The organism is Blastococcus sp. MG754426 (genome assembly GCF_021699055.1).
Classification (GTDB): Bacteria; Actinomycetota; Actinomycetes; order Mycobacteriales; family Geodermatophilaceae; genus Blastococcus.
This window is the reverse complement of sequence record NZ_SSXC01000004.1, coordinates 12,887-35,351: the sequence shown is the minus strand read 5'-3', so window position 1 is coordinate 35,351 and position 22,465 is coordinate 12,887. Positions and strand designations below refer to the sequence as shown.

The window sequence follows — 22,465 nt, the reverse complement described above, 5'->3', positions numbered from 1 at the left end:
TTTCGCACTGCACCGCGGGACCATGGTTGCGGTTCGCAACAGCCGGGGGTGACCCGCGGCGGTTGTGACGCTGTGAGCGGGCAGACCCCTGGAGAGAGGGGGGCGGTGGAGTACCTCCTCCGAACCAGGCTGTACCTCTACAGCCTCGGCTTGTGGCTGCTGCGCGCGGCCCGTTTGCTGCTCTGGTGCCTGATGACCGGCAGCCTGGCCATGGGCACGGCGTGGACAGGACGTCCCGCGGTGCTGACCGACTGGCTGGCGGCCGGGCCCCCGACCTGGCGGCGACCGGGTCGCCAGCAGATCATGATCGCGCTCGAGGCGGCACGAGGGGTCGCCGCGATGGAATCGTGGATACGGGCCGGCTGCCCATCGGCGGCCGATCGGCCGGAGCGGGATCGAACTGAACGGCCCAACACCTCCGACTGAGCGCGGCCTCGAACGGGAGGCGCGAATGCTCAGGAGTCGGCGGCGCCGGGCTCTCTCGGGCCCGGGGCTTTCGAACTCGTCGATGGGACAGGGATGCCATCTGCGGCTCGGCCAGGCACGGCCGTCACTTACGCCGGCCGGGACTTCCCACCGTTCGTGGACGGCCGCACCGGGAGCCCGCGTTTCCGCTCCTTCCAGCGGCCGGGGCTGATCCCTTTCCAGCGTCGGAAGGCATGGACGAAGGTTGAGGCATCCGTGTATCCGAGCCGTCGAGCGACCTGCTCGACGCTCAGACCGGCGGTCACGAGCAGCTCCTCCGCCAGGTGTTCACGTGTCTGCTCCACGATGGCGCGGAAGGTGGTTCCGTCGTCCTCGAGCATCCGGCGCAAGGTCCGCACGCTGACGTGCAGCTCGGCGGCGACCTCCTCCTGTCCGAGGATCCGGCCTCCGGTGTGCACAAGGAGGTCCCGCACGCGTCCGCTCGTCCCCTGCCGTGAGTGGCGGCGCTGGAGGAGGTCCCGGCACTGGGCCTGGCAGAGTGCGGCGGTCAGGGGGGCCGCCTGCGGCAATGGCTGGTCGAGCAGGGCAGCGTCGAAAGCCAGCATCGACCGTGCGGTCCCGAACAGGGATGGCACGCCGAACGCGGTCTCGTACCCCGTGGGGTCGGCCGGTTGCGGCAGTCGCAGCGTCACGCGCAGCGGCACGACCGGGCGGCCGAGGGTTTCGCGCCACAGCTGGAGGGCCGCCGAGGTGTCGCGGAGCAGGACGAAGCGCCGGACGTGTTCCGGGACGTCCAAGTCGTCGAAGAACAGCCGGACCTCGCCCTCGTCCTCCTGGGCGCTGATGCGCGTCAGGGCGTAGGTCAGGTCGACGAACCGCATGGCGACCTCGTGTGCCTCACGCAGGGTGCGGCTCGAGAGCAGGGCGAAGCCCCAGATGCCGTAGCTCGCGAGCCGGTACCGCCCGCCGGCGGTCAGGCCTGCGTCCTCGGGCAGTGACTTGGCGACCGCGGCGATGGCGCGCAGCTCTTGGGCGCCGGTGATCTCGGCCTCCGGGTCCTCGAGGGCTGCTTCCGGTATTCCGCCGCCGGCCAGGACATCACGCTGAGGCAGGCCGTGCTCCATGGCGAGCGCGCACAGCAGTGCCACGCTGCCCGTGCCGCGGACGGGGGCGTCGAAGGGCTGAGGGTTGGCCGAAATAATCAACTTACGGCCTATTGTGTCATGGCTCACGTGGAACTCTCGCGGCTAGCTTCCGTGGTGACCGACGTCACCCGGCAGATGGGTACCGAGCATGACCTTGACCGCAGACGCAGCACCTGGCACCGCCGAGGAAACCCAGCACGTCGACGTGCTCGTGGTCGGCGCGGGAATCTCCGGGATCGGTGCTGCCTACCACCTGAAGGAGCAGTTCCCGGGGAAGAGCTTCGTCATCCTCGACGCGCTGGACGCCCGGGGCGGAACCTGGTGGACGCACCGTTACCCCGGCGTCCGGTCCGACAGTGACCTGTTCACCTTCGGGTACGGGTTCAAGCCCTGGCGGGGCGCGTCGATCGCCGCCTCGGAGGAGATCCTGGCCTACCTGGACGAGGTCATCGAGGACAACGACCTGGGTGACCGGATTCGCTACCGGCACCGGGTGAGCGCGGCCAGCTGGTCATCGGAGGAGAAGCGCTGGACGGTGCACGTGACCCGTGAGGACACCGGCGAGTCGCTGCGCTTCACCACCGACTTCCTCTGGATGTGCCAGGGCTACTACGACCACGGGCGGCCCCATCAGCCGCAGTGGGAGGGGATGGACAGGTTCCGCGGTCAGGTCGTGCACCCGCAGCAGTGGCCGGTCGACCTCGACTATGCGGGCAAGCGCGTCGTCGTCATCGGATCCGGAGCCACTGCGGCCACCCTCGTGCCGGCCATGGCGCAGGAGGCGGCGCACGTGACGATGCTGCAGCGCTCGCCGACGTTCTTCTTCGCCCGCCCCAGGACCCACGAGCTGGCGAACACGCTGCGCGCCCTGGACGTCCCTGACGAGTGGACCCACGAGATCCTGCGGCGCGCGTACATCGCCGAGGGCGACGAGATCACCTGGATGTCCAAGGAAGCGCCGGAGGAGCTGCGGGCCTTCATCATCGAATCGATGCGTCCCCTGCTGCCTGAGGGCTTCGACATCGACAAGCACTTCAACCCGACCTACCGGCCGTGGCAGCAGCGGCTCGCCCTCCTCCCGGACGGCGACCTCTTCACCGCCATCCGGGAGGGCCAGGCGTCGGTCGTCACCGACACGATCGACACGTTCACCGAGACCGGGATCCGCACCTCCTCGGGAGAGGAGCTGAAGGCCGACATCGTCGTCACCGCCACCGGGTTCGACCTGAGCCTGTTCGGGGGGGTCGCCTTCACCGTCGACGGGGAGCCGGTCGACTTCACCCAGCGGGTCACCTGGCGCGGCATGATGATCAGCGGCGTGCCGAACATGGCCTACGTGTTCGGGTATTTCCGCGCCAGCTGGACCCTTCGTGCGGACCTGGTCAGCGAGTTCGTCTGCCGGCTGCTCGCGCACATGGAGAAGCGGGGTGCGACGACAGTCGTCCCGACGCTGCGTCCGGAGGACGCCGGGATGGAGCTGCGGCCCTGGGGCGATCCGGAGAACTTCAACTCCGGCTACGTCATGCGCACCATGCACCTGATGTTCAAGCAGGGTGACCGAGAGCCCTGGGTCCACCTGCTCGAGTACGCCGAGGAGCGGGACTCACTGCCCGCCCTCGACCTCGACGACAGCTCGCTGGTGTACAGCTGACCGGCCGGCCGGCGGTCGCACCGCATCGCTGTCCATTCCTTTCCCTATGTCCCGAGTCGTTCCCAGAAGGAGAATCCTGTGCCGGTTGACCCGCACATCGCCGCCGTCCTCAGCATGATCGACCAGGCGGGCATGCCCGCCATGTACGAGGGGACCGCCGAGGCGGGGCGTGCGCAGTACGCCACCCTCACCCACGGCTCCCGGGCGCCCGAACAGGTCGTCCAGGTCGGGAGCACCGAGGACCGGACGGTCCCCGGCGCAGAGGGCGACCTCAAGGCGCGCGTCTACCGCCCCGAGGGGGACGGCCCGTTCCCCACTGTGGTCTTCTTCCACGGTGGCGGCTGGGTCATCGGTGACCTGGAGACCCACGACAACATGGCCCGCAACGTCTGCAAGGGCAGCAACGCCGTGGTGGTGTCCGTCGACTACCGGCTCGCCCCGGAGCACCCCTTCCCGGCCGCCGCAGACGACGCGGTGGCCTCCGCACGCTGGATCGCCGCGCACCTCGACGAGTTCGGTGGGGACCAGCGGCTGGGCCTCGCCGGGGACAGTGCCGGCGGCAACCTCGCTGCCGTCGTGGCGCAGGTGCTGCACGCCGACGGGACGCCGCTTGCCGGCCAGTTCCTGATCTACCCGGCTGTGGACGCGGAGGGGGAGTACCCGTCGCGGGTGGAGAACGCCAAGGGCTACTTCCTGGAGAAGGACACCATGGACTGGTTCTACGGCCACTACGCCGGCGCCTGGGACGACGCCAAGGACGCCCGCCTGTCGCCGCTGCACGCCGACCTCTCAGGACTGCCCCCGGCGGTCGTCGTCACGGCGGAGTTCGACCCGCTGCGGGACGAGGGCGAGGCCTACGGGGAGGCGCTGCGTGCCGCCGGTGTCGCCGCGGACGTCCGTCGCTACGACGGCATGATCCACGGGTTCTTCGACATGGGCGCGATCTCGCCGGCCGCGCAGAAGGCGATCGACGAGAGCTCTGCCCGGTTCGGCGAACTGCTGCACGGCTGACCGACTCCCGGGCAGCCGGCTCCGTCCACGGGGCGGGGCCGGCTGCCTCGCACACCGGCTGCCCGCACACCGGGCGCTTCCCGGCCCGGGGGCGCGGCGGACCGCGGGTCGGTCACGCGGGAGAGGGGTCCCCTGGTGGGACGAAGTCCCGGGCGACGACGCGGAGAAGGTTGTGCCCTCTCGACGCCGGTGAGCACAGCCACCTGATGGCCGGGCCCATCACCCCGGGCTCCAGGAGGCCGCCCCGGGCCTCCTCCGGCAGGTCGTCGGGGATCATGCCGGTGACCGTGGACCCACCGGGCAGCAGCAGGTGGACGTCCACGCCGGTGCCGGCCAGGTCGGCGGCCATCACGTGCGACATCGCGTCGGTGGCGGCTCGGGACGGGCCGTAGGGGACGAACCCTCGGCGGCGCATCGTCTCCTCGCTTGATGCTGACGTTCACCACGGTGCCGTGCCCGGCAGCGACCATGTCGGGCACGACCGCGCGGGCGACGAGGAAGTAGCCGGTCACGTTGGTGGCCATCAGGTCGGCGAACCCCGCCGGGCTGACATCGTGGAACGGTCGTGGCTCGGTGAGGAACCGGGGATTGACCGTCCGCATGCCGATGCCGGCGTTGTTGACCAGGACGTCGATGCCGCCGAGGGCCGCGCGCGCGGCCGCCACGCCGTCGGCGACGGAGGCCTCGTCCCGCACGTCCATCGCGATCCCTGTGGCCGATCCCGGGCCGGCGGCCGTCTCCTGCTCGGCGACCCGGCGGGCACGGTCGGCGTCCCGGCCGGTCAGGACCACCGAGGCCCCGCCGGTCACCAGGGCCCGCACCATGCCCAGCCCCAGCCCGCTGGTACCGCCCGTCAGCAGGACCCGGACGCCGCTGACATCGGCCTCTCGCGCTTGCCCCTCGACCGCCCGCTCGGGCATGAGCTCCTCCGCCGCTCCGTCCCACGTTCGCCAGAACCCTGCCATGACTCCCGAGCCCCCGCTGGGCGCTGCCGCCGGGCGATGACGAGCGGGAAGGTCGGGGCCAGGATCCAGCGGGTCACCCACCCACGGGTGATCACCCGGAGCCGAGCAGCGCCGGTGGTCAGGAAGGTGGCTCCGATGATCGGGAGCGGCCGGTCGCTGAACCATTCGACGAAGCCGCGCCGCCAAAGGGGCGGGCCCGCCAGAAAGCCGACCCGGGGTGTTGTGCGCCACATCGCCAGATGGCTAACCTGACGGGGTCGTCAAGTTTGTCTCCGTGGCCAGCGCCCATGACCCGCAGGAGCCTCCGTGCGCTTCACCGACGAGCACCGCGCCTTCCGGACATTGGTCCGGGACGTCGTCGAGAAGGAGATCGCCCCGCACGTCGACGAGTGGGAGCGCGCCGGCATCTTCCCGGCGCACGAGCTCTTCCCGAAACTGGGCGAGCTCGGGCTGCTGGGCCTGGAGTACGACCCCGAGTACGGCGGGCAGGGGGCCGACCACATGTACTCGGTCATCCTCGTCGAGGAGCTGCACCGCTCCGGGTGCGCGGGGATCCCGATGGCCATCGGCGTGCAGACGATGATGGCCACGCCGTCGTTGCACGAGTTCGGCAGCGACGAGCTCAAGCGCCGCTACCTGGAGCCGGCCATCCGTGGCACGGCGGTCTGCTCCATCGCGGTGACCGAGCCGGCCGCCGGCTCCGACGTGGCCGGGTTGCGCACCCGAGCCGTGCGCGACGGCGACGACTGGGTGATCAACGGCAGCAAGCTCTACATCACCAACGGCACCCAGGCCGACTGGCTGTGTCTGCTCGCCCGCACCTCCGACGAGGGCGGCCACCGCGGCATGTCCCAGATCATCGTGGAGACGAGCACGCCCGGCTTCTCCGTCTCGCGGACGCTCGACAAGCTCGGCAACCGGTCCTCCGACACCGCCGAGCTCTTCTTCGACGACGTCCGGGTCCCGGTGTCCAACACGATCGGCCAGGTCGGGCGCGGCTTCCAGCAGCAGATGGCGCAGTTCGTGGTCGAACGCATGTTCGTCGCCTACGGCGCGGTGACCAGCTGCCGGCACGCCCTCGAGCGCACCCGCGACTACCTCAAGCAGCGGCAGGCGTTCGGCGGGCCGCTCATGGCCAGCCAGTACCTCGCCTTCCGGCTGGCCGAGCTGTCCGCGCAGGTGGACCTGCTGCAGTCGCACAACTACGCCTGCGCAGAGGCGTACCTGGCCGGGGAGGACGTCACCCGGCAGGCGACAGTCGCCAAGCTGACAGCCGGCCGGCTGCTGCGCGAGGTGGCCGACACCTGCATCCAGTTCCACGGCGGCATGGGCTACATGGAGGAGACCTGGACCTCCCGGTTCTTCCGGGACACCCGGTTGGCCTCCATCGGCGGCGGCGCCGACGAGGTGATGCTCCAGGTGCTGGCGCGGATGGATGGGTTCACGGCATGACGGCGACCGGCACCGCCTTGCTGGAGCAACTCGTCGGCGACCTCGAGGCAGAGTGCGCCGACCTGGACGCCCGAGTGGCGCCGCTGGAGCCCGCCGCCTGGAGTACTCCTACCCCCGCGGTCGGCTGGGACATCCGGGACACCATCAACCACCTCGCCTTCTTCGACGCCGACGCCCGGCTGGCTGTCACCGATCCGGACGCCTTCACCGCGCTGGTGCAGCGAGTGTTCGCCGACGGCGGCGACTACGTCGAGCAGCGCACGCTGGAAGGCCGGGCGCTGGAGCCGGCCGCGGTCCTGGACCGCTGGCGCACCGGGCGGGCGGAGCTGGCCGCGGCGCTGCGCGGGGTCGAGCCGGGGGTGCGCGTCCCGTGGTTCGGCCCGCCCATGAGCCCCGCCTCGTTCGTCACCGCCCGGTTGATGGAGACCTGGGCCCACGGGCAGGACGTCGTGGACGCGCTCGGGCAGCAGCGTCCGGCCACCTCCCGGCTGCGCGAGGTCGCCGAGATCGGCTACCGGGCGCGCCAGTTCTCCTACGCGGCCCGCGGCGCGACCATGCCCGAAGCCCCGGTGCGGCTCGAGCTGACCGGGCCGGACGGCCAGAGCTGGACCTGGGGCCCGCCCGAGGCGGCGGACGTGATCAGCGGCCCGGCGCTGGACTTCTGCCTGCTGGTCACCCAGCGCCGGCATCGCGACGACGTGGCGCTGACAGTGCGGGGGGCGGCGGCGCAGGAATGGGCCCGGATCGCGCAAGCCTTCGCCGGCCCCCCCGGAGCCGGGCGGGAGCCGCTGCGATGAGCGCGCCGCTGCGGGTGGCCAACGTCTCCGGTTTCTACGGCGACCGCCTCTCCGCAATGCGGGAGATGCTCGACGGCGGCGACGTCGACGTCCTGACAGGCGACTACCTGGCCGAGCTCACCATGCTCATCCTCGGCCGGCAGCGTGCCGGCGACGCGGCCGCCGGGTACGCGCGCTCGTTCCTCACCCAGCTCGAGGACTGCCTCGGCGACGCACTCAGCCGGGGGGTTCGGATCGTCAGCAACGCCGGCGGGCTGAACCCGCGAGGGCTGGCCGACGCGGTCCGTGAACTCGGCACGCGGCTCGGGGTCGAGGTCCGGGTGGCCACTGTCAGCGGTGACGATCTGCTGCCCCGGCTCGTCGAGCTGAGCTCCGCCGGCCGCCTGCGGGCCGGTGAGCGGCCACCGGCGGACGGTGACGGGGCCGCGGGGGCCGGGGAGTTCCCCGACACGCTCACCGCGAACGCCTACCTCGGCTGCTGGGGCATCGTACGGGCGCTGGAGGCCGGCGCCGACGTCGTCGTCACAGGTCGTGTCACCGACGCCAGCGTGGTCGTCGGCCCGGCGGCCTGGCACCACGGTTGGGGCCCCGGTGACCTCGACGCGCTCGCCGGGGCGACCGTCGCCGGGCACGTGCTCGAATGCGGCGCGCAGGCCACCGGCGGCAACTTCAGCTTTTTCGCCGAGCTGCTCGACGCCGACCCCGGCTGCCTGGACCGCATCGGTTTCCCGCTCGCCGAGATCGCCGCCGACGGGACCGCCGTGATCACCAAGCACCCCGGCACCGGGGGAGCTGTCACCGTCGGAACCGTCACAGAGCAGCTGCTCTACGAGTGCACCGGCAGCCGCTACGGCGGGCCGGACGTCATCACCAGGTTCGACCAGCTCGAGCTTCGGCAGCTGGGGCGTGATCGGGTCGAGATCGCCGGTGCCCGCGGGCTCCCGCCGCGCGGGTGGCTGAAGGTGGCGACGAACCGTCTCGGCGGCTTCCGCAACTCCATGACCCTGCCGCTGGCGGGCCTGGACATCGACAGCAAGGTGGAGCTGCTGCGCCGGCAGCTGGCTCCCGCGCTGGAGGGGGTGGCCGAGGCCGTCGTGACCCTGGCGCGCACGGACTCCCCGGACGCCGGCTCCGAGGAGGAGGCGAGCGCCCTGCTGCACGTGACTGTGAAGGATCCGGACCGGGAGAAGGTGGGCAAGGCGTTCACGGTGCCGGTCATCGAGCTGGGGCTCGCCAGCATCCCTGGCTTCTTCGCCACCACCGCCCCGCCCAGCCCGTCGGCCTACGGCGTGTACGCGCCGGCCTGGGTGCCGGCCGAGGACGTCGACCAGCTGGTGGGTCTGCCCGACGGGGGCACTGAGACAGTTCCCTCGGCGCGGTCCTGGCCGGCCGGCGCCCACGACGACGAGCCCGCGGAACAGGTGGCCGGCGGTGGGCCGTCGCCGGGCGGCCCCACCCGCCGCGTCCCACTCGGCCGGGTGGTCGGCGCCCGGAGCGGCGACAAGGGAGGGGCGGCCACCCTCGGCGTGTACGCCCGGAACGACGAGGGCTACGCCTGGCTGGCGAACTTCCTCACCGAGGAGCGGCTGCGCGAGCTGCTGCCCGAGGCGGCCGGCCTTCCTGTCACCCGCGAGCTCCTGCCGGGGCTGCGGGCGGTGCTGTTCCAGATCCACGGCCTGCTGGGCGAGGGTGTCGCCGCCGGCACCCGTTTCGACGCCCAGGCCAAGGCCGTGGGGGAGTGGCTGCGCTCCCGCGTGGTCGACGTCCCTGTGTCCCTGCTCCCGGAAGGACGAGTGTGACCATCCTCGCCGAGCGCGCCGCGGAGAACCGTGCCGCGTTGCTCGAGCGCCTCGCGGAGCTCGACGAGCAGCGTGCCCTGGCCAACCTGGGCGGCAGCGAGAGCGCCCTGGCTCGCCACCGCAAGCGCGGCAAGCTGGCGGTCCGCGAACGCATCGAGCTCCTGCTGGACCGGGACAGCCCGTTCCTCGAGCTGTCCCCGTACGCCGCCTGGGGCACCGATTTCCCGGTGGGGGCCAGCGTGGTCACCGGCATCGGGGTCGTGGAGGGCGTCGAGGTGATGATCTCGGCGAACGACCCGACTGTGCGCGGCGGCACATCCAACCCCTACACCTTCCGCAAGACCCAGCGCGCGCACGAGATCGCCGAGACCAACCGGCTGCCGTTCATCAGCCTGGTGGAGTCCGGGGGAGCCGACCTGCCCACCCAGTCGGAGATCTTCATCCCCGGCGGCCGCGGCTTCCGCAACCTCACCCGGCTGTCGTCGGCGGGCATCCCCACCGTGGCCCTGGTCTTCGGCAACAGCACCGCCGGCGGCGCCTACGTGCCCGGCATGAGCGACCACGTGGTGATGATCGACGGGCGGAGCAAGGTGTTCCTCGCCGGCCCGCCGCTGGTGAAGATGGCCACCGGCGAGGAGGCCGACGAGGAATCCCTCGGCGGGGCGTCGATGCACGCCCGGATCTCCGGCAGCGCCGACCACCTCGCCGTCGACGAGGTCGACGCCATCCGGCTGGGCCGTCGGATCGTGCGCAACCTCAACTGGCGCAAGGCCGGCCCGGGCCCGTCCCGGCCGGCAGACCCTCCGCTGTTCGACCCCGAGGAGCTGCTGGACCTGGCGCCGGCGGACCTACGCCAGCCGCTGGACCCCCGTGACGTGCTCGCCCGGATCGTCGACGGCAGCCGCTTCGACGAGCACAAGCCCCTCTACGGGACGTCGCTGGTCACCGGGTGGGCGAGCATCCACGGTTACCCGATCGGCGTGCTGGCCAACGCGCGCGGTGTGCTGTTCCGGCAGGACGCCGAGAAGGCGGCCCAGTTCATCCAGCTGGCCAACCAGGTCGACACCCCACTGCTGTTCCTGCAGAACACGACCGGCTACATGGTCGGCACCGAGTACGAGCAGGACGGCATCATCAAGGCCGGCTCCAAGATGATCAACACGGTGTCCAACAGCTCGGTCCCGCACATCACCGTGAACATCGGCGCGTCCTACGGCGCGGGCAACTACGGCATGTGCGGCCGGGCCTACGACCCCCGCTTCCTGTTCACCTGGCCCAACGCGAAGAGCGCCGTCATGGGGGCGGCGCAGCTCGCGGGCGTGCTGGACATCGTGGGCCGGGCCAGCGCACAGGCCCGCGGGCGCGACTACGACGAGGAGGCCGCCGCGGCGATGCGGGCCGCCGTGGAGCAGCAGATCGAGGCGGAGTCGCTGGCGCTGTTCCTCTCGGGCCGGGTCTACGACGACGGGATCATCGATCCGCGCGACACCAGGACCGTCCTCGGGCTGGCGCTGTCGGCGATCCACAACGCCCCTGTCCGAGGTCTGCACGACGGATGGGGGGTGTTCAGGCTGTGACCGCTCCCCGGAACCTGACGAGCGTCCTGGTGGCCAACCGCGGGGAGATCGCCCGTCGCGTGTTCGCCACCGCGCGGGCCATGGGGATGCGCACGGTGGCCGTGTACTCCGACGCCGACGCGTCCGCGCCGTTCGTGGCCGACGCGGACATCGCGGTCCGGCTGCCGGGCAACACCCCGGCGGAGACCTACCTGCGCATCGACTCCATCGTGGCGGCCGCGCTGCGGGCCGGCGCTGACTGCGTGCACCCCGGCTACGGCTTCCTCTCCGAGAACGCCGACTTCGCCCGCGCCGTGCAGGCGGCGGGGCTGGTCTTCGTGGGCCCGAGCGCCGAGGCCATCGACGCCATGGGCAGCAAGCTGGCCGCCAAGGCCCGCATGCAGGAGGCCGAGGTGCCCACCCTGCCCAGCGTGGACGCCACCGGGCTGTCCGGATCGGAACTGGAGAAGGCCGCCGCCGACGTCGGCTACCCGCTGCTGGTCAAGGCGTCCTTCGGCGGCGGCGGCCGCGGCATGCGGGAGGTCCGCCGTCCCGGGGAGCTGGCCGAGGCGGTAGAGGGTGCCCGCCGAGAGGCTGCCTCGGCCTTCGGCGACGGCACTGTCTTCCTGGAGCGGTTGCTCGAGCGGCCCCGGCACGTCGAGGTCCAGGTCTTCGGCGACAGCCACGGCACGACGGTGGCGCTGTTCGAGCGGGAGTGCTCCATCCAGCGGCGCCACCAGAAGGTGATCGAGGAGGCGCCGTCCCCGGCGGTCGGCCCCGAGCTGCGGGAGCGGCTGCAGGCCGCCGCTGTCGCCGCGGCCAGGTCCATCGACTACGTCGGCGCCGGCACCGTGGAGTTCCTGCTCGACGATGAGGGCGACTTCTACTTCCTCGAGGTCAACACCCGCCTGCAGGTGGAGCACCCGGTCACCGAGGCGGTCACCGGCCTGGACCTGGTCCGGTTGCAGTTCGACGTCGCCGCTGGCCGGCCGCTGCCCGACTCGGCGCTGCGGCCTCCCCTGAACGGGGCGGCGATCGAGGTCCGCCTCTACGCCGAGGACCCGGCCCGGGACTGGTTGCCCCAGTCAGGGCGGCTCGAGGACTTCCACGTCCCCGCCGACGCCGAGTTCCGGCTGCCCCACGGGCCGGGCATCCGGCTGGACAGCGGTGTCGCCCCCGGCGGCGAGGTGGGCGTGCACTACGACCCGATGCTGGCCAAGGTCATCGCCTGGGCGCCGGACCGGACCTCGGCCGCGCTGGCCCTGGCCGGCGCGCTCGAACGCGCCAGGCTGCACGGGCTGACCACCAACCGTGACCTGCTCGTGCGGGTGCTGCGCAGCGGGGCGTTCCTCGCCGGTGAGACCGACACCGGCTTCCTGGACCGGCACGGCCTGGACGTGCTGGCCGCACCCCTGGTGGACGCCGAACGGCTGCGACTGCACGCGCTCGCGGCCGCCCTCGCGGGGGCGGCGCTGCGGCGCGCCACCGCGCCGGTGCTCGCCGGCCTGCCGTCGGGGTGGCGCAACAACCCGACGCAGGCGCAGACCACTGTCTTCGACGCCGGGACCGTGCGGTACCGCCTCGATAGAGGCGGCCTGGCTGCCGACGTGGACGGCACCCCCGTGGAGGCGACGCTGCTGGGCGCCGAGGTGCTGGCGCCGGGCAGGGTGCTGATCGAGCTGGAGGCCGGCGGCCTGCGCTCCGCCTTCGAGGTGCACGTGGCCGGCGACAGCTGCTACGTCGACGAGCCGGGTGGGTCCACCGCGCTTGTCGAGCTGCCGCGCTTCCCCGACCCCAGTGCCGCCATCCCGCCCGGGTCGCTGACCGCCGCCATGCCGGGCTCGGTGACCCGGGTCGCCGTTGCCGAGGGCGACCGGGTGACGGCGGGGCAGCCGTTGCTGGTGCTCGAGGCGATGAAGATGGAACACCCGGTGACCGCCCCCACGGCAGGCGTGGTCACCGCATTGCACGTCACCGTCGGCCAGCAGGTGGAGACCGGCGCCGTGCTCGCCGTGGTGGAGGACCAACCCGCGCCCGACCGAGGAGAACCTGATGCGTCCTGACCTGTCCGGGATCGATCCCCTCCAGCTGAATCTGGCCACCCGTCTGTCGGTGGGGGACATGCTCACCCGCTCGGCATTCCAGTTCCCCGATCGGACCGCCGTCGCCGACGGCGCCGAGGAGATCAGCTACGCAGGGCTCGACGCCGCCGCCGAGGCATTCGGGCGCGGGCTGCTCGACGCCGGTCTGCAGCGCCAGCAGCCAGTGGCCTTCCTGCTGGGGAATTCGTGGCGGTTCGTGGCCACGTTCTTCGGCTGCGCCAAGGCCGGGCTGGTCGCCCTGCCGGTCAACCTGATGCTGCCCGCCGACGACGTGGCGTGGATCCTGGGCGACTCCGGCGCGCGGGCGGTGGTCGCCGATCCCGCGTTCGTCCCGATCCTCGAGCAGGTGCTGCCCGACCTGCCGCAGGTCACCACAGTGGTGGTCACCGGGGAGGCGCCGGCCTCGGTGGCCGGTCGTCCGGTGCTGCGCTGGGACGACGTGGCCGCGGACCCCACCCCGCTGCAGGTGGTGGTGGAGGACCGCGACACCCTGCACTGCCTCTACACCTCCGGCACGACGGCCCGGCCCAAGGGCGTGCTGACCAGCCACCTGGCCGTCCACGTGGCGGCACTGAGCAATGCGCTGCAGGTGGGTCACCGGCACGGGCACGAGTTCTCCGTGGCCCCGATCGTGCTCCCGCTGTTCCACACCACCGCGCTGGACACGCTGCTGCTGCCCGTGCTGCTGACCGGCGGAACGGCGATCCTGCCCGGTGGGTTCGAGCCCCGGTCCTACCTGGACGTCGTGGAGAGCCGCCGCGCCACGCACCTGCTCCTCCTCCCCATGATGTGGGCCGCGGTGCTCGCCACCCCCGGGCTGGACGAGCGGGACCTGTCCTCGGTCCGGCTCTGCATGTACGCCATGGCGCCGATGCCGCAGGAGCGGATCGGCCAGATCGCCGCCGCGTTCCCCGGCGCCGACGTGCTGCTGGGCTCGGGGCAGACCGAGTGCGTGCCGGCCACGGTGCTCCAGTGGCCCGCTCACCAGGACACGAAGAGCGCCTCGTGGGGCCCGGCGGTGGTGACTGTCGACACCCGGATCATGGGACCGGCCGGGGACCTGCTTCCCCGGGGCGAGACGGGGGAGATCGTCTACCGGGGTCCGCACGTGATGAGCGGCTACTGGAACAACCCGGCGGCGAACACCGCGGCCTTCGCCCACGGCTGGTTCCACAGCGGCGACGTGGGCCACCTCGACGAGGAGGCTGTCCTCTGGTTCACCGACCGGGTGAAGGACATGGTGAAGACCGGCGGGGAGAACGTCTCCTCCGTGGAGGTCGAGCGGGTGCTGCTGAGCTTCCCGGAGATCACCGAGGCCGCTGTCATCGGGGTGCCCGACGACCAGTGGGGCGAGGCTGTGACAGCTGTCGTCGTCGCCGCCGACCGCGCCGCCGACCCCGCCGACCTCGCGCAGCGGCTGACCGCGTTCTGCCGCGAGCACCTGGCCGGCTTCCAGGTCCCGAAGCGGATCGAGGTCCTCGCCGGCCTGCCCAAGACGGCGACGGGCAAGATCCAGAAGCACGAGCTGCGAGCGCGGTTCCGTGGCTGATCAGGAGCTGGTCCACGTCGACCACCGTGGGCCCGCCGCGGTGGTCACCCTGGACTCGCCGCACAACCGCAACGCGCTGTCAGCCGCGCTCCTCGAGCAGCTGCATTCCGCGCTGCGGCAGACGATGGGCCAGCCCGCCGTGCGCGTCCTCGTCCTCACCGGGGCCGGGCCGGTGTTCTGCTCCGGCGCGGACCTCAAGGAGCAGCGGACGGGCGTGCGGCCGGGGGGCAACCTGCCGGAGGTCCTCACGCTGATCATGGAGGGGCCCAAGCCGGTGGTGGCGCGGGTCAACGGGGCCGCGCGCGCCGGCGGGCTGGGCCTGGTCGCAGCCTGCGACCTCGCGGTGGGTCTCGCGGGCGCGACGTTCGGGTTCAGCGAGGTCCGCATCGGCGTGGCCCCGGCCATCATCGCCGTGCCAGTCCTGCGCCGGATGGACCGCCGCGCCGCGCGCGAGCTGTTCCTCACCGGCGAGCAGTTCGACGGGGTGCGTGCCCGGGAGGCCGGCCTGCTGGACCGTGCGGTGGCCGACGACGAGCTGGACGAGACAGTCGACTCGCTGGTCGGGCAGCTGAGCCGGGGAGCCCCCGAGGCGCTGGCCATCACCAAGCAGCTGCTGCGGGACATCCCGGGCGCTGACCTGCAGGAGGACCTCCGCCGGATGGCCGAGGTCTCCGCCGAGCGGTTCCTCTCGGCCGAAGCGCGGGAGGGCATCGCCGCGCTGCTGGACAAGCGCCTGCCCGCCTGGGTGTCACCGGCGGGAGCACCGACCGGAGGAGGAGCCGCATGACCGAGACCGATGTCCTCGCGCCCGTGGGGGACCCGTGGAGCACGCCTGAGCGGGTGGCGTTGCGGCGGCTGGCCCGCGACTTCGTGTCCCGCGAGATCGCACCGCACATGGAGGAGTGGGAACTGGCCGGTGAGCTGCCGCGGGAGCTGCACCGGAAGGCGGCCGACGTCGGGCTCCTCGGCGTCGGGTTCGCCGAGGAGGTGGGCGGCAGCGGCGGCGACCCGATCGACTCGGCCATCATCACCGAGGAGATCCTGCACGGCGGCGGCTCCACCGGCGTCTGCGCCTCCCTGTTCACCCATGGCATCGCCGTTCCGCACATCGCCGCGCACGGCAGCCCGGAGCTGGTCGACCGCTACGTCCGGCCGACGCTGGCCGGCGAGCTCATCGGCTCTCTGGGGGTCACGGAGCCGGGCGGAGGCTCCGACGTCGCGAATCTGCGCACCCGCGCGGTGCGCGAGGGCGACGAATACGTGGTCAACGGCGCCAAGACGTTCATCACCAGCGGCGTCCGCGCTGACTTCGTGACCACCGCCGTGCGTACCGGCGGACCCGGTCACGGTGGAGTCTCACTGCTGGTCATCGACACGGACACGCCGGGGTTCACAGTGTCCCGGCGGCTGGACAAGATGGGCTGGCGGTGCAGCGACACCGCCGAGCTGGCCTTCACCGACGTGCGGGTGCCGGTCGCGAACCTGGTCGGCGCGGAGAACTCCGGGTTCGTGCAGATCATGCAGCAGTTCCAGAGCGAGCGGATCGGCCTGGCCGTCCAGGCCTACGCGACCGCAGCTCGCGCCCTGGATCTGGCGCTCGCGTGGGCGCGGGACCGGGAGACCTTCGGGCGGCCGCTGTCCTCCCGCCAGGTGATCCGGCACAAGCTCGCCGAGATGGCCCGTCAGGTCGACGTGGCCCGCTGCTACACGCGGGCGGTCACGCAGCGGTACCTGGCCGGCGAGGACGTCGTCACCGAGGTGTCGATGGCGAAGAATACAGCCGTCTACGCCTGCGACTTCGTGGTCGATGAGGCGGTGCAGATCTTCGGCGGCATGGGCTACATGCGGGAGTCGGAGGTGGAGCGCCACTACCGCGACGCGCGGATCCTCGGCATCGGCGGCGGGACGAACGAGATCATGAACGAGGTCATCAGCAAGCGGATGGGCCTGTGACCTCGGAGCCCGCCCGCCCGCTGCGGGTCACCGGTACCGAACAGGAACGGGCCTGGGCCGAGAAGGTCCTGCCCCCGGTCGAGATGGTCCAGCAGGGGCTGTGGTCCATTCCCGTCCCCATCCCCGACAGCCCGCTGCGCTATGTGCTGGTCTACGCCCTCGAACTGGACGACGGCCTGGCCCTGATCGACGCCGGATGGGACACCGACGACGCCTGGCAGGCCTTGACCCACGGGCTCGCTACCGCGGGGCACGCGATCGGCGATGTCCGCGGCGTGATGGTGACGCACATCCATCCCGACCACTACGGCCTGGCCGGCCGCGTCCGCGAGGCGTCCGGTGCCTGGGTGGGACTGCATCCCGACGACGCCGCGCTGCTGCCCGCCCGGTACGGGGCCGGCATCACCGACCTGCTCGACGACATGGCCGCGCTGCTGCGGAACTGCGGCGTGCCCGAGGACGAGCTCGGCGCTCTGGCCGGCGCCTCCCTGGCGATCACCGACTACGTCCGCCAGGCCGAACCCGACCGCCTGATCCGCGACGGCGACCGGCTGCCACTGGCCGGATGGGATCTGCGTGCAGTGCACACCCCCGGCCATTCGCCCGGCCACCTCTGCTTCCACGAGGACCGTCGTCGCCTTCTCTTCTCCGGCGACCACGTCCTGCCCCGCATCACGCCCAACATCGGGGTGCACGCTCAGTCGCCCGGCAACCCGCTGGCCGACTTCATCGACTCGCTGGCGCGTGTGGGAGCGCTGGACTCGGACGTGCGCGAGGTGCTGCCCGCGCACGAGTACCGCTTCGCCGGCCTCGCGGCGCGCGTGTCGGCGCTCGTGGCGCACCACGACGCGCGGCTGGAGGAGATCCGCGCTGCCGCAAAGACGGCGCCCACGACGTGGGAGCTGACCGCCGCGCTGACCTGGTCGCGGCCCTGGGACCAGATCTCCGGCTTCATGCGGAGAGCCGCTGTCGCCGAGACCCTGGCGCACCTGGTCCTCCTGGAGAGCAGAGCACGGGTGCGGCGCAGCCGAGAGACGCCGTGGCGCTGGGTGCAGCACTGACTCGCCGGCCACCCATCCACGCCATCTGGGCCCGTGGCCGTCCGGTCAGCCAGCCCCCGGCCTGTCGCCGCCGGGCCAGGCCCGCGGCGGCAGACCGATCGCCCCGGCCCACAACCGGGTGAGGACGTCGACTGCCGCCGCCTCGTCGAGCCCCTCCACCGGGTCCTGCCACAGGTGGGCGAAGGACTCCACCATCGCGCCCAGAGCGCTGGCCGTCGCCCGCGGCGGCAGGTGCGGATCGGCCAGCCCCAGCTCCTGCAGCCGGATCAGGCCCTCCATCCCGCGTTGGACGAACGACTCCCGGATCTCCAGCCGCAGCCGGCGGAAGTCCTCCCGCGTGTCCGCCAGCGAGTCCAGCACCCGCAGGATGCGGGAGTGTCGGGTCACCGCACGCAGGAAGGACCGGTTCGCCGCCTCGATCCGCGCATGCGCCGCGTCCGCCGGCAGGCGGCTACCGATCGAAGTTGCGGAGAAGATGTCCGCGGCGACCTCGGAGATGATCTCGCGGAGCAACATCTCCTTGGAGTCGAACCACGTGTAGAACGTGCCATGGGAGACCCCGGCGCGCTGCGCCACCGCGTCGATACCGACGGCCGAGAAGCCGCACTCCTCGAACAGCTCCCGCCCGGCCGCCAGCAGCGCCGACCGGGTGCGACGGCCACGCGCGGTGGCTGGAGGGGATGCCGGTCCTGCCGACGTCATGCCTCGTCCCTTCATCCGACGGTCGCGTGGAGCCTCATCTTGACGGAACCGTCAAGTCTGGCCAAGCTGCCCGTGAGTCAGGTCACCGGACTGTGGGCTCTCGGGGAGGACGGCATATGGACAAGGGGATCGGTAGCTGGGTCGCCACGAGGGCCTTCCTCTCCGGGGACCGGGTCGCGCTGGTCGAGGGTGAGCGACGGCTGACCTACGCAGACCTCGACGGGCGGACCGACCAGCTGGCCCGGGCACTGCGCGCGCTGGGGGTCCGCCGGGGTGACCGTGTCGCCGGGCTGCTCCTGAACAGCGCCGCGTTCCTCGAGACGATGCTGGCCACGGCGAAGCTGGGGGCGGTGTTCGTCCCGATGAACGTGCGGCTCGCGCCGGCCGAGGTCTCCCACCTCCTGGCCGATTCGGGGTCGGACACCTTCGTGTACTCCGCGCCCCTCGCCCCGGTGGCGCGCGCAGCGCTCGCGGCTGACGGCGTCCGGGTCCGGTCCCGCCTGCTGGTCGGCGGGGAGGGCGAGGACGGGGAGTTGGACTACGAGCAGGTGTTGGCCGGCGGCGAGCCCCGGCCCGTGGACAGCGACGTCGATCGGCGGGATCTGTCGTGCCTGATGTACACGTCGGGGACGACCGGGCGTCCCAAGGGCGCGATGCTGACCCACGACAACCACCTGTGGAACGTCGTGAACAGCCTCTCCTTCGGCCGGGGTCTGCGGGAAAGCGACGTCACCGTGACAGTGGCACCGATGTTCCACATCGGCGGACTGGGGGTCCACACCCTGCCGCTGCTGTACGTCGGTGGAACCAATGTGGTGCTGCCGTCCTTCGACCCGATCCGGACTCTGGAGGTGATGTCGCGGGAGCGGGCCACCGTGCAGTTCATGGTGCCGGCGATGTGGGCGGCGCTCATGTCGGTGCCCGGCTTCGACGGCTACGACCTGTCGTCGCTGGAGCTCGCCGTCTCGGGGGGAGCGCCGTGCCCGCTGCCGGTCATCGACTTCTTCCAGGGCAAGGGCCTGCCCTTCCAGGAGGGCTTCGGGATGACCGAGACCGCTCCGCTCGTGTCGGTCCTGGACGCCGACCACGTCAAGGAGAAGGCGGGCTCCATCGGCCGGGCGGTCTTCCACGTCCAGGCCCGCATCGTCGATGACACGGACAGAAACCAGCCCGCCGATGAGGTCGGGGAGCTGGTCCTGCGCGGCCCGAACGTGTTCGCCGGCTACTGGGGTCTACCGGAGGCCACGGCCGAGGCGTTCCGCGGCGGCTGGTTCCACACCGGCGACCTGGGCCGCATGGACGGCGAGGGGTTTATCACCCTGGTCGACCGCAAGAAGGACATGATCATCAGCGGCGGCGAGAACGTGTACCCGATCGAGGTCGAGCAGGTCCTCTACAGGCACGACGCGATCCGTGAGGTAGCTGTCGTGGGGGTCCCCGACGACCGCTGGGGTGAGACCCCGGTGGCCGTGGTCGCGCTCCAGGACGGCGCCGGGACGACGGCGGAGGAACTCATCGCCTACGCACGGGAGCGGCTCGCGCACTTCAAGTGCCCCACCCGCGTGGAGTTCGTCCCCGAGTTGCCGCGCAACGCCACCGGCAAGGTGCTCAAGACGGTGCTGCGGCAGCAGCACGGCGGAGGAGAGCACGCGGTACGGCGCTGATCGTGGCCGACGGCACGCGGTGTCGGCGGAACGGGCGAGGGGCAGGAATGACGTCATGGCCGATCACCCGCGACGGGGTAACTGGCCCTCCACTTCGGGTTCGGTCCCGGCGTCGGAGTTCTGCTCCCTCCGGCCACGGCCGCCGGCGGGCAGTGTGCAGACATGAGGGCGCAGGCGAGCTGGTGCGCGACAGGAAGCAGGGGTGATGACGTGGATCCGGTGATCGGGGATTGGTCGGAGGGTTTTGCCCGGCACGACCATGCCGGGCCCCTGCCGCCGCACCATGCTCGGTGCCTGGGCTGCGGCCCGGAGAACCCGCACGGGCATCAGATGCAGGTCTGGCGGGAGGGGGACGCCGTGCGGGCGAGACACGTCTTCGACGAGCGGCACGTCGGTGCGCCGGGCATCGCACACGGTGGCGCGGTGGCGACGGTGCTGGACGACCTGTTCGGCTTTCTGCTGTACCTGATCGGGGAGCCCGCGGTCACCCGTCACCTCGAGGTCGGGTACCGGGCTCCGGTGCTGCTCGGGACCCCGTACCTGCTGGAGGCAGGTGTGCAGCGTCGGGAGGGCCGCAAACTCTTCGTCCGGGCGCAGGGCACCGACGAGGGGGGAGGGGTCGTGGTGGAGGCGTCCGCTCTGTTCGTCGTGGTCGGGCTGGAGCACTTCGACCGTGGCGGTGGGGACGCGGCGCCGGTGGCGCCGTGAGCGGGCGAGGGCTGCTGGAGACCTATCCGCATCGCATGGCCGGGCACTGCGGGTCCGGAGCACTCCGCGACCTGCTGGACTGGGCGGGGCTCGACTGGGGAGGGGAGGCACTCGCCGAGGGACTGGTCTTCGGCCTCGGTGGGGGGCTGGATTTCAACTATCTGCGGGTGCCGGGCCTGGTCCCGCCGATCTACCTCGTCGGCCGAGGCGGGGACATGGAGGTCGACCTGCTGCGACGCCTCGGTGCCCACGTAGAGGTGCGGCGGACCGACGACGCGGCGCTGGGATGGCGCTGGGTCCGTGACGAGCTGACCGCCGGCCGGCCGGTCATGGTCTGGGCGGACATCGCCGAACTGCCCTACTTGCGCGTCCGGCTGCAGATGAGCCGGCACGACGTCGTGGTGGTCGGCTACGACGACGAGCGGCAGGTCGCTTATGTCGTGGACAACGACCGCGAGGACGTCCAGGAGGTGCCCTACGCAGCGCTGGCCCGTGCGCGCGGCTCGACCGGGTTCCCGGCGCCGACGCGTCACGCCACCTTCGCTGTCGACTGGCCGGAGCGGCTGCCGGATCTGAGGTCAGTCGCCGCCGAGGCGTTCGCCGCCGCGGCGGCCGGGATACGGCACGGCGGTCCGGGGATCGCGGACTCCTCCGACCTGCCGCCGGGCTCGATCAGCGCGTCGGGGCTCGCCGGGATCCGGTTGTTCGCCGACGACCTGGCCTCGTGGCCGCAGGTGTGGGACATCGTGACCCTGGAGGCGGCGCTGGCGGCCCTCCCGGTGTTCGTCGAGAAGGCCGGCACGGGCGGTGGGCTCTTCCGCCGGCTCCAGGTGGCTTGCTGCCACGACGTGGCGTGGCGGGCGGGGAGCTCGGTCAGCGCGCGGGCGGGCCGGGCGTACGACAGGTGTGCCGAGGCGTGGAGCCGGTTGGCTCGTGCCGCGACCGCGGACGTCCCGTTGCCGGACCGGGTCGCCGCCGCCACGGAGGCGGCCGCCCGACTGCCCGCCCTGGAGGAGGAGGCCGCCGACCTGCTGGCGGTGGCTGCCGAGGAACTGCGTGTCTCCTCGTGAGGTCGGCCCACACGCAGCCCGACAGTTCACCGACGGGCACACGACACGGGGGTCCTGATGCCGGACACGACGATCGACGGGGCCGCGAGCGCGCCGCAGCTGCGGGGGTACCTCGCCGTACCCCCGGTCGGCACGGGCCCGTGGCCGGGCGTCGTGGTGGTGCACGAGGCCTTCGGTCTGACCGACGACACCCGGCAGCAGGCCGACCGGCTTGCTGCCGGAGGCTACCTGGCACTCGCCCCCGACCTGTTTACAGCCGGCGGGCCGGTGCGCTGCCTCCGCTCGACGTTCCGGGCGCTGTCCCGTGGGGAGGGCGCGGCCTTCGACGACCTGGAAGCTGCCCGGTCCTGGCTCGCGGGACGATCCGACTGCACCGGCAGCATGGGGATCGTCGGCTTCTGCATGGGCGGCGGCTTCGCCCTGGTCGCGGCGGCTCGTGGCTTCGACGCCGCGGCACCGAACTACGGGCAGACACCGCAGGATCTCGAGCGCGTGCTGCATGGGGCCTGCCCCGTGGTGGCCAGCTACGGGGGCCGCGACAGGACGCTGCCGGGTGCGGCCGAGCGACTCGACGGCGCGCTGACCAGCCTCGCCGTCGAGCACGACGTCAAGGAGTATCCCTACGCCGGCCACTCCTTCATGAACCGGCACAACGCCGGGCCGCTCGCCGTCCTGGAACGGGTGGGGGGCTTCGGCTACCACCATCCGTCCGCGGAGGACGCCTGGCGGCGGATATTCGGATTCTTCGCGCGCCACCTCCACGACGGGGACCTGACCGCCGACTGAAGGCGCTCGCTGTCGATTGCGCGCCGCCCGTGCAGGACAAGCACCTCGGAAGCGCGGTGGGCCTGCCT

General features: G+C 72.1%; 19 protein-coding genes and 1 pseudogene. 16 read left to right on the top strand and 4 right to left on the bottom strand.

Going from position 1 to position 22,465, the window contains the following annotated elements:
* Positions 1-105: 105 nt before the first annotated feature.
* The gene (locus E9549_RS03205) at positions 106-426 is read left to right on the top strand and encodes a hypothetical protein (RefSeq protein WP_097196969.1); all 321 of its coding nucleotides are present in this window, start codon (positions 106-108) and stop codon (positions 424-426) included.
* Between the two features lie 128 nt (positions 427-554).
* Here the strand turns inward: E9549_RS03205 and E9549_RS03200 are convergent, their stop codons facing one another.
* Complete coding sequence (locus tag E9549_RS03200) at positions 555-1,631, bottom strand: AraC family transcriptional regulator (protein WP_236825144.1); 1,077 nt, start codon at positions 1,629-1,631, stop codon at positions 555-557.
* An 88-nt stretch (positions 1,632-1,719) separates the two neighbouring features.
* Between E9549_RS03200 and E9549_RS03195 the strand changes: the two genes are divergently transcribed.
* Positions 1,720-3,222 (top strand): NAD(P)/FAD-dependent oxidoreductase, encoded by a 1,503-nt coding sequence (locus tag E9549_RS03195; RefSeq protein ID WP_236825143.1) that lies wholly within the window; start codon positions 1,720-1,722, stop codon positions 3,220-3,222.
* Positions 3,223-3,300: 78 nt separating this feature from the next.
* Positions 3,301-4,233, top strand: a complete 933-nt coding sequence (locus tag E9549_RS03190) for an alpha/beta hydrolase (protein WP_236825142.1) — start codon at positions 3,301-3,303, stop codon at positions 4,231-4,233.
* A 112-nt stretch (positions 4,234-4,345) separates the two neighbouring features.
* Here the strand turns inward: E9549_RS03190 and E9549_RS03185 are convergent, their stop codons facing one another.
* Together E9549_RS03185 and E9549_RS24430 are read right to left on the bottom strand one after the other, a co-directional pair.
* The gene (locus E9549_RS03185) at positions 4,346-4,648 is read right to left on the bottom strand and encodes a hypothetical protein (RefSeq protein ID WP_236825141.1); all 303 of its coding nucleotides are present in this window, start codon (positions 4,646-4,648) and stop codon (positions 4,346-4,348) included.
* Positions 4,649-4,661: 13 nt separating this feature from the next.
* A pseudogene (locus E9549_RS24430) lies at positions 4,662-5,153 on the bottom strand (SDR family NAD(P)-dependent oxidoreductase); the annotation flags it as partial.
* Between the two features lie 351 nt (positions 5,154-5,504).
* Between E9549_RS24430 and E9549_RS03180 the strand changes: the two are divergent.
* Genes E9549_RS03180 through E9549_RS03140 form a run of 9 tightly spaced genes read left to right on the top strand, consistent with a single transcriptional unit; the run spans position 5,505 to position 17,467 of the window.
* Positions 5,505-6,650: an acyl-CoA dehydrogenase family protein gene (locus E9549_RS03180; protein ID WP_236825140.1), complete on the top strand. Its 1,146-nt coding sequence runs from the start codon at positions 5,505-5,507 to the stop codon at positions 6,648-6,650.
* Positions 6,647-7,447 carry a TIGR03084 family metal-binding protein gene (locus tag E9549_RS03175; RefSeq protein ID WP_236825139.1) on the top strand — a complete coding sequence of 267 codons (801 nt, stop codon included), beginning with the start codon at positions 6,647-6,649 and terminating at the stop codon, positions 7,445-7,447. Before E9549_RS03180 ends, E9549_RS03175 begins: the two co-directional genes overlap by 4 nt.
* Positions 7,444-9,246, top strand: a complete 1,803-nt coding sequence (locus tag E9549_RS03170; protein WP_236825138.1) for an acyclic terpene utilization AtuA family protein — start codon at positions 7,444-7,446, stop codon at positions 9,244-9,246. The genes E9549_RS03175 and E9549_RS03170 overlap by 4 nt, the downstream gene beginning before the upstream one ends.
* Positions 9,243-10,823, top strand: coding sequence for a carboxyl transferase domain-containing protein (locus tag E9549_RS03165; protein WP_236825137.1), 1,581 nt, complete (start codon positions 9,243-9,245; stop codon positions 10,821-10,823). Before E9549_RS03170 ends, E9549_RS03165 begins: the two co-directional genes overlap by 4 nt.
* Positions 10,820-12,865, top strand: a complete 2,046-nt coding sequence (locus E9549_RS03160; RefSeq protein ID WP_236825136.1) for a biotin carboxylase N-terminal domain-containing protein — start codon at positions 10,820-10,822, stop codon at positions 12,863-12,865. The genes E9549_RS03165 and E9549_RS03160 overlap by 4 nt, the downstream gene beginning before the upstream one ends.
* A complete protein-coding gene (locus E9549_RS03155) occupies positions 12,855-14,453 on the top strand; it encodes an AMP-binding protein (RefSeq protein WP_236825135.1) in 1,599 nt (532 codons plus the stop codon). The genes E9549_RS03160 and E9549_RS03155 overlap by 11 nt, the downstream gene beginning before the upstream one ends.
* On the top strand, positions 14,446-15,240 hold the full coding sequence (locus tag E9549_RS03150; protein ID WP_236825134.1) for an enoyl-CoA hydratase-related protein: 795 nt from the start codon (positions 14,446-14,448) through the stop codon (positions 15,238-15,240). The genes E9549_RS03155 and E9549_RS03150 overlap by 8 nt, the downstream gene beginning before the upstream one ends.
* A complete protein-coding gene (locus E9549_RS03145; RefSeq protein WP_236825133.1) occupies positions 15,237-16,406 on the top strand; it encodes an acyl-CoA dehydrogenase family protein in 1,170 nt (389 codons plus the stop codon). The genes E9549_RS03150 and E9549_RS03145 overlap by 4 nt, the downstream gene beginning before the upstream one ends.
* Positions 16,403-17,467, top strand: coding sequence for an MBL fold metallo-hydrolase (locus E9549_RS03140; protein WP_236825132.1), 1,065 nt, complete (start codon positions 16,403-16,405; stop codon positions 17,465-17,467). The genes E9549_RS03145 and E9549_RS03140 overlap by 4 nt, the downstream gene beginning before the upstream one ends.
* Before the next feature lie 45 nt (positions 17,468-17,512).
* On the opposite strand, the gene E9549_RS03135 is transcribed toward E9549_RS03140, so the two are convergent.
* Positions 17,513-18,169, bottom strand: coding sequence for a TetR/AcrR family transcriptional regulator (locus E9549_RS03135; RefSeq protein ID WP_236825131.1), 657 nt, complete (start codon positions 18,167-18,169; stop codon positions 17,513-17,515).
* Positions 18,170-18,285: 116 nt separating this feature from the next.
* Between E9549_RS03135 and E9549_RS03130 the strand changes: the two genes are divergently transcribed.
* The 4 genes from E9549_RS03130 to E9549_RS03115 all read left to right on the top strand — a co-directional run bounded on the left by E9549_RS03130 (position 18,286) and on the right by E9549_RS03115 (position 22,397).
* Positions 18,286-19,833: a long-chain fatty acid--CoA ligase gene (locus tag E9549_RS03130; RefSeq protein WP_236825130.1), complete on the top strand. Its 1,548-nt coding sequence runs from the start codon at positions 18,286-18,288 to the stop codon at positions 19,831-19,833.
* Positions 19,834-20,163: 330 nt separating this feature from the next.
* A complete protein-coding gene (locus E9549_RS03125) occupies positions 20,164-20,541 on the top strand; it encodes a PaaI family thioesterase (protein ID WP_236825129.1) in 378 nt (125 codons plus the stop codon).
* Positions 20,538-21,611, top strand: coding sequence for a BtrH N-terminal domain-containing protein (locus E9549_RS03120; RefSeq protein ID WP_236825128.1), 1,074 nt, complete (start codon positions 20,538-20,540; stop codon positions 21,609-21,611). Before E9549_RS03125 ends, E9549_RS03120 begins: the two co-directional genes overlap by 4 nt.
* Before the next feature lie 57 nt (positions 21,612-21,668).
* Positions 21,669-22,397 carry a dienelactone hydrolase family protein gene (locus E9549_RS03115; protein ID WP_236825127.1) on the top strand — a complete coding sequence of 243 codons (729 nt, stop codon included), beginning with the start codon at positions 21,669-21,671 and terminating at the stop codon, positions 22,395-22,397.
* Positions 22,398-22,465: the final 68 nt, after the last annotated feature.

Coding starts and splice junctions, on each gene's coding strand:
- E9549_RS03195 (WP_236825143.1), top strand. CDS start 1,720: ATGACCTTGACCGCAGACGCAGCACCTGGCACCGCCGAGGAAACCCAG.
- E9549_RS03185 (WP_236825141.1), bottom strand. CDS start 4,648: ATGCGCCGCCGAGGGTTCGTCCCCTACGGCCCGTCCCGAGCCGCCACC.
- E9549_RS03175 (WP_236825139.1), top strand. CDS start 6,647: ATGACGGCGACCGGCACCGCCTTGCTGGAGCAACTCGTCGGCGACCTC.
- E9549_RS03170 (WP_236825138.1), top strand. CDS start 7,444: ATGAGCGCGCCGCTGCGGGTGGCCAACGTCTCCGGTTTCTACGGCGAC.
- E9549_RS03155 (WP_236825135.1), top strand. CDS start 12,855: ATGCGTCCTGACCTGTCCGGGATCGATCCCCTCCAGCTGAATCTGGCC.
- E9549_RS03145 (WP_236825133.1), top strand. CDS start 15,237: ATGACCGAGACCGATGTCCTCGCGCCCGTGGGGGACCCGTGGAGCACG.
- E9549_RS03135 (WP_236825131.1), bottom strand. CDS start 18,169: ATGACGTCGGCAGGACCGGCATCCCCTCCAGCCACCGCGCGTGGCCGT.
- E9549_RS03130 (WP_236825130.1), top strand. CDS start 18,286: ATGGACAAGGGGATCGGTAGCTGGGTCGCCACGAGGGCCTTCCTCTCC.
- E9549_RS03125 (WP_236825129.1), top strand. CDS start 20,164: ATGCAGGTCTGGCGGGAGGGGGACGCCGTGCGGGCGAGACACGTCTTC.
- E9549_RS03115 (WP_236825127.1), top strand. CDS start 21,669: ATGCCGGACACGACGATCGACGGGGCCGCGAGCGCGCCGCAGCTGCGG.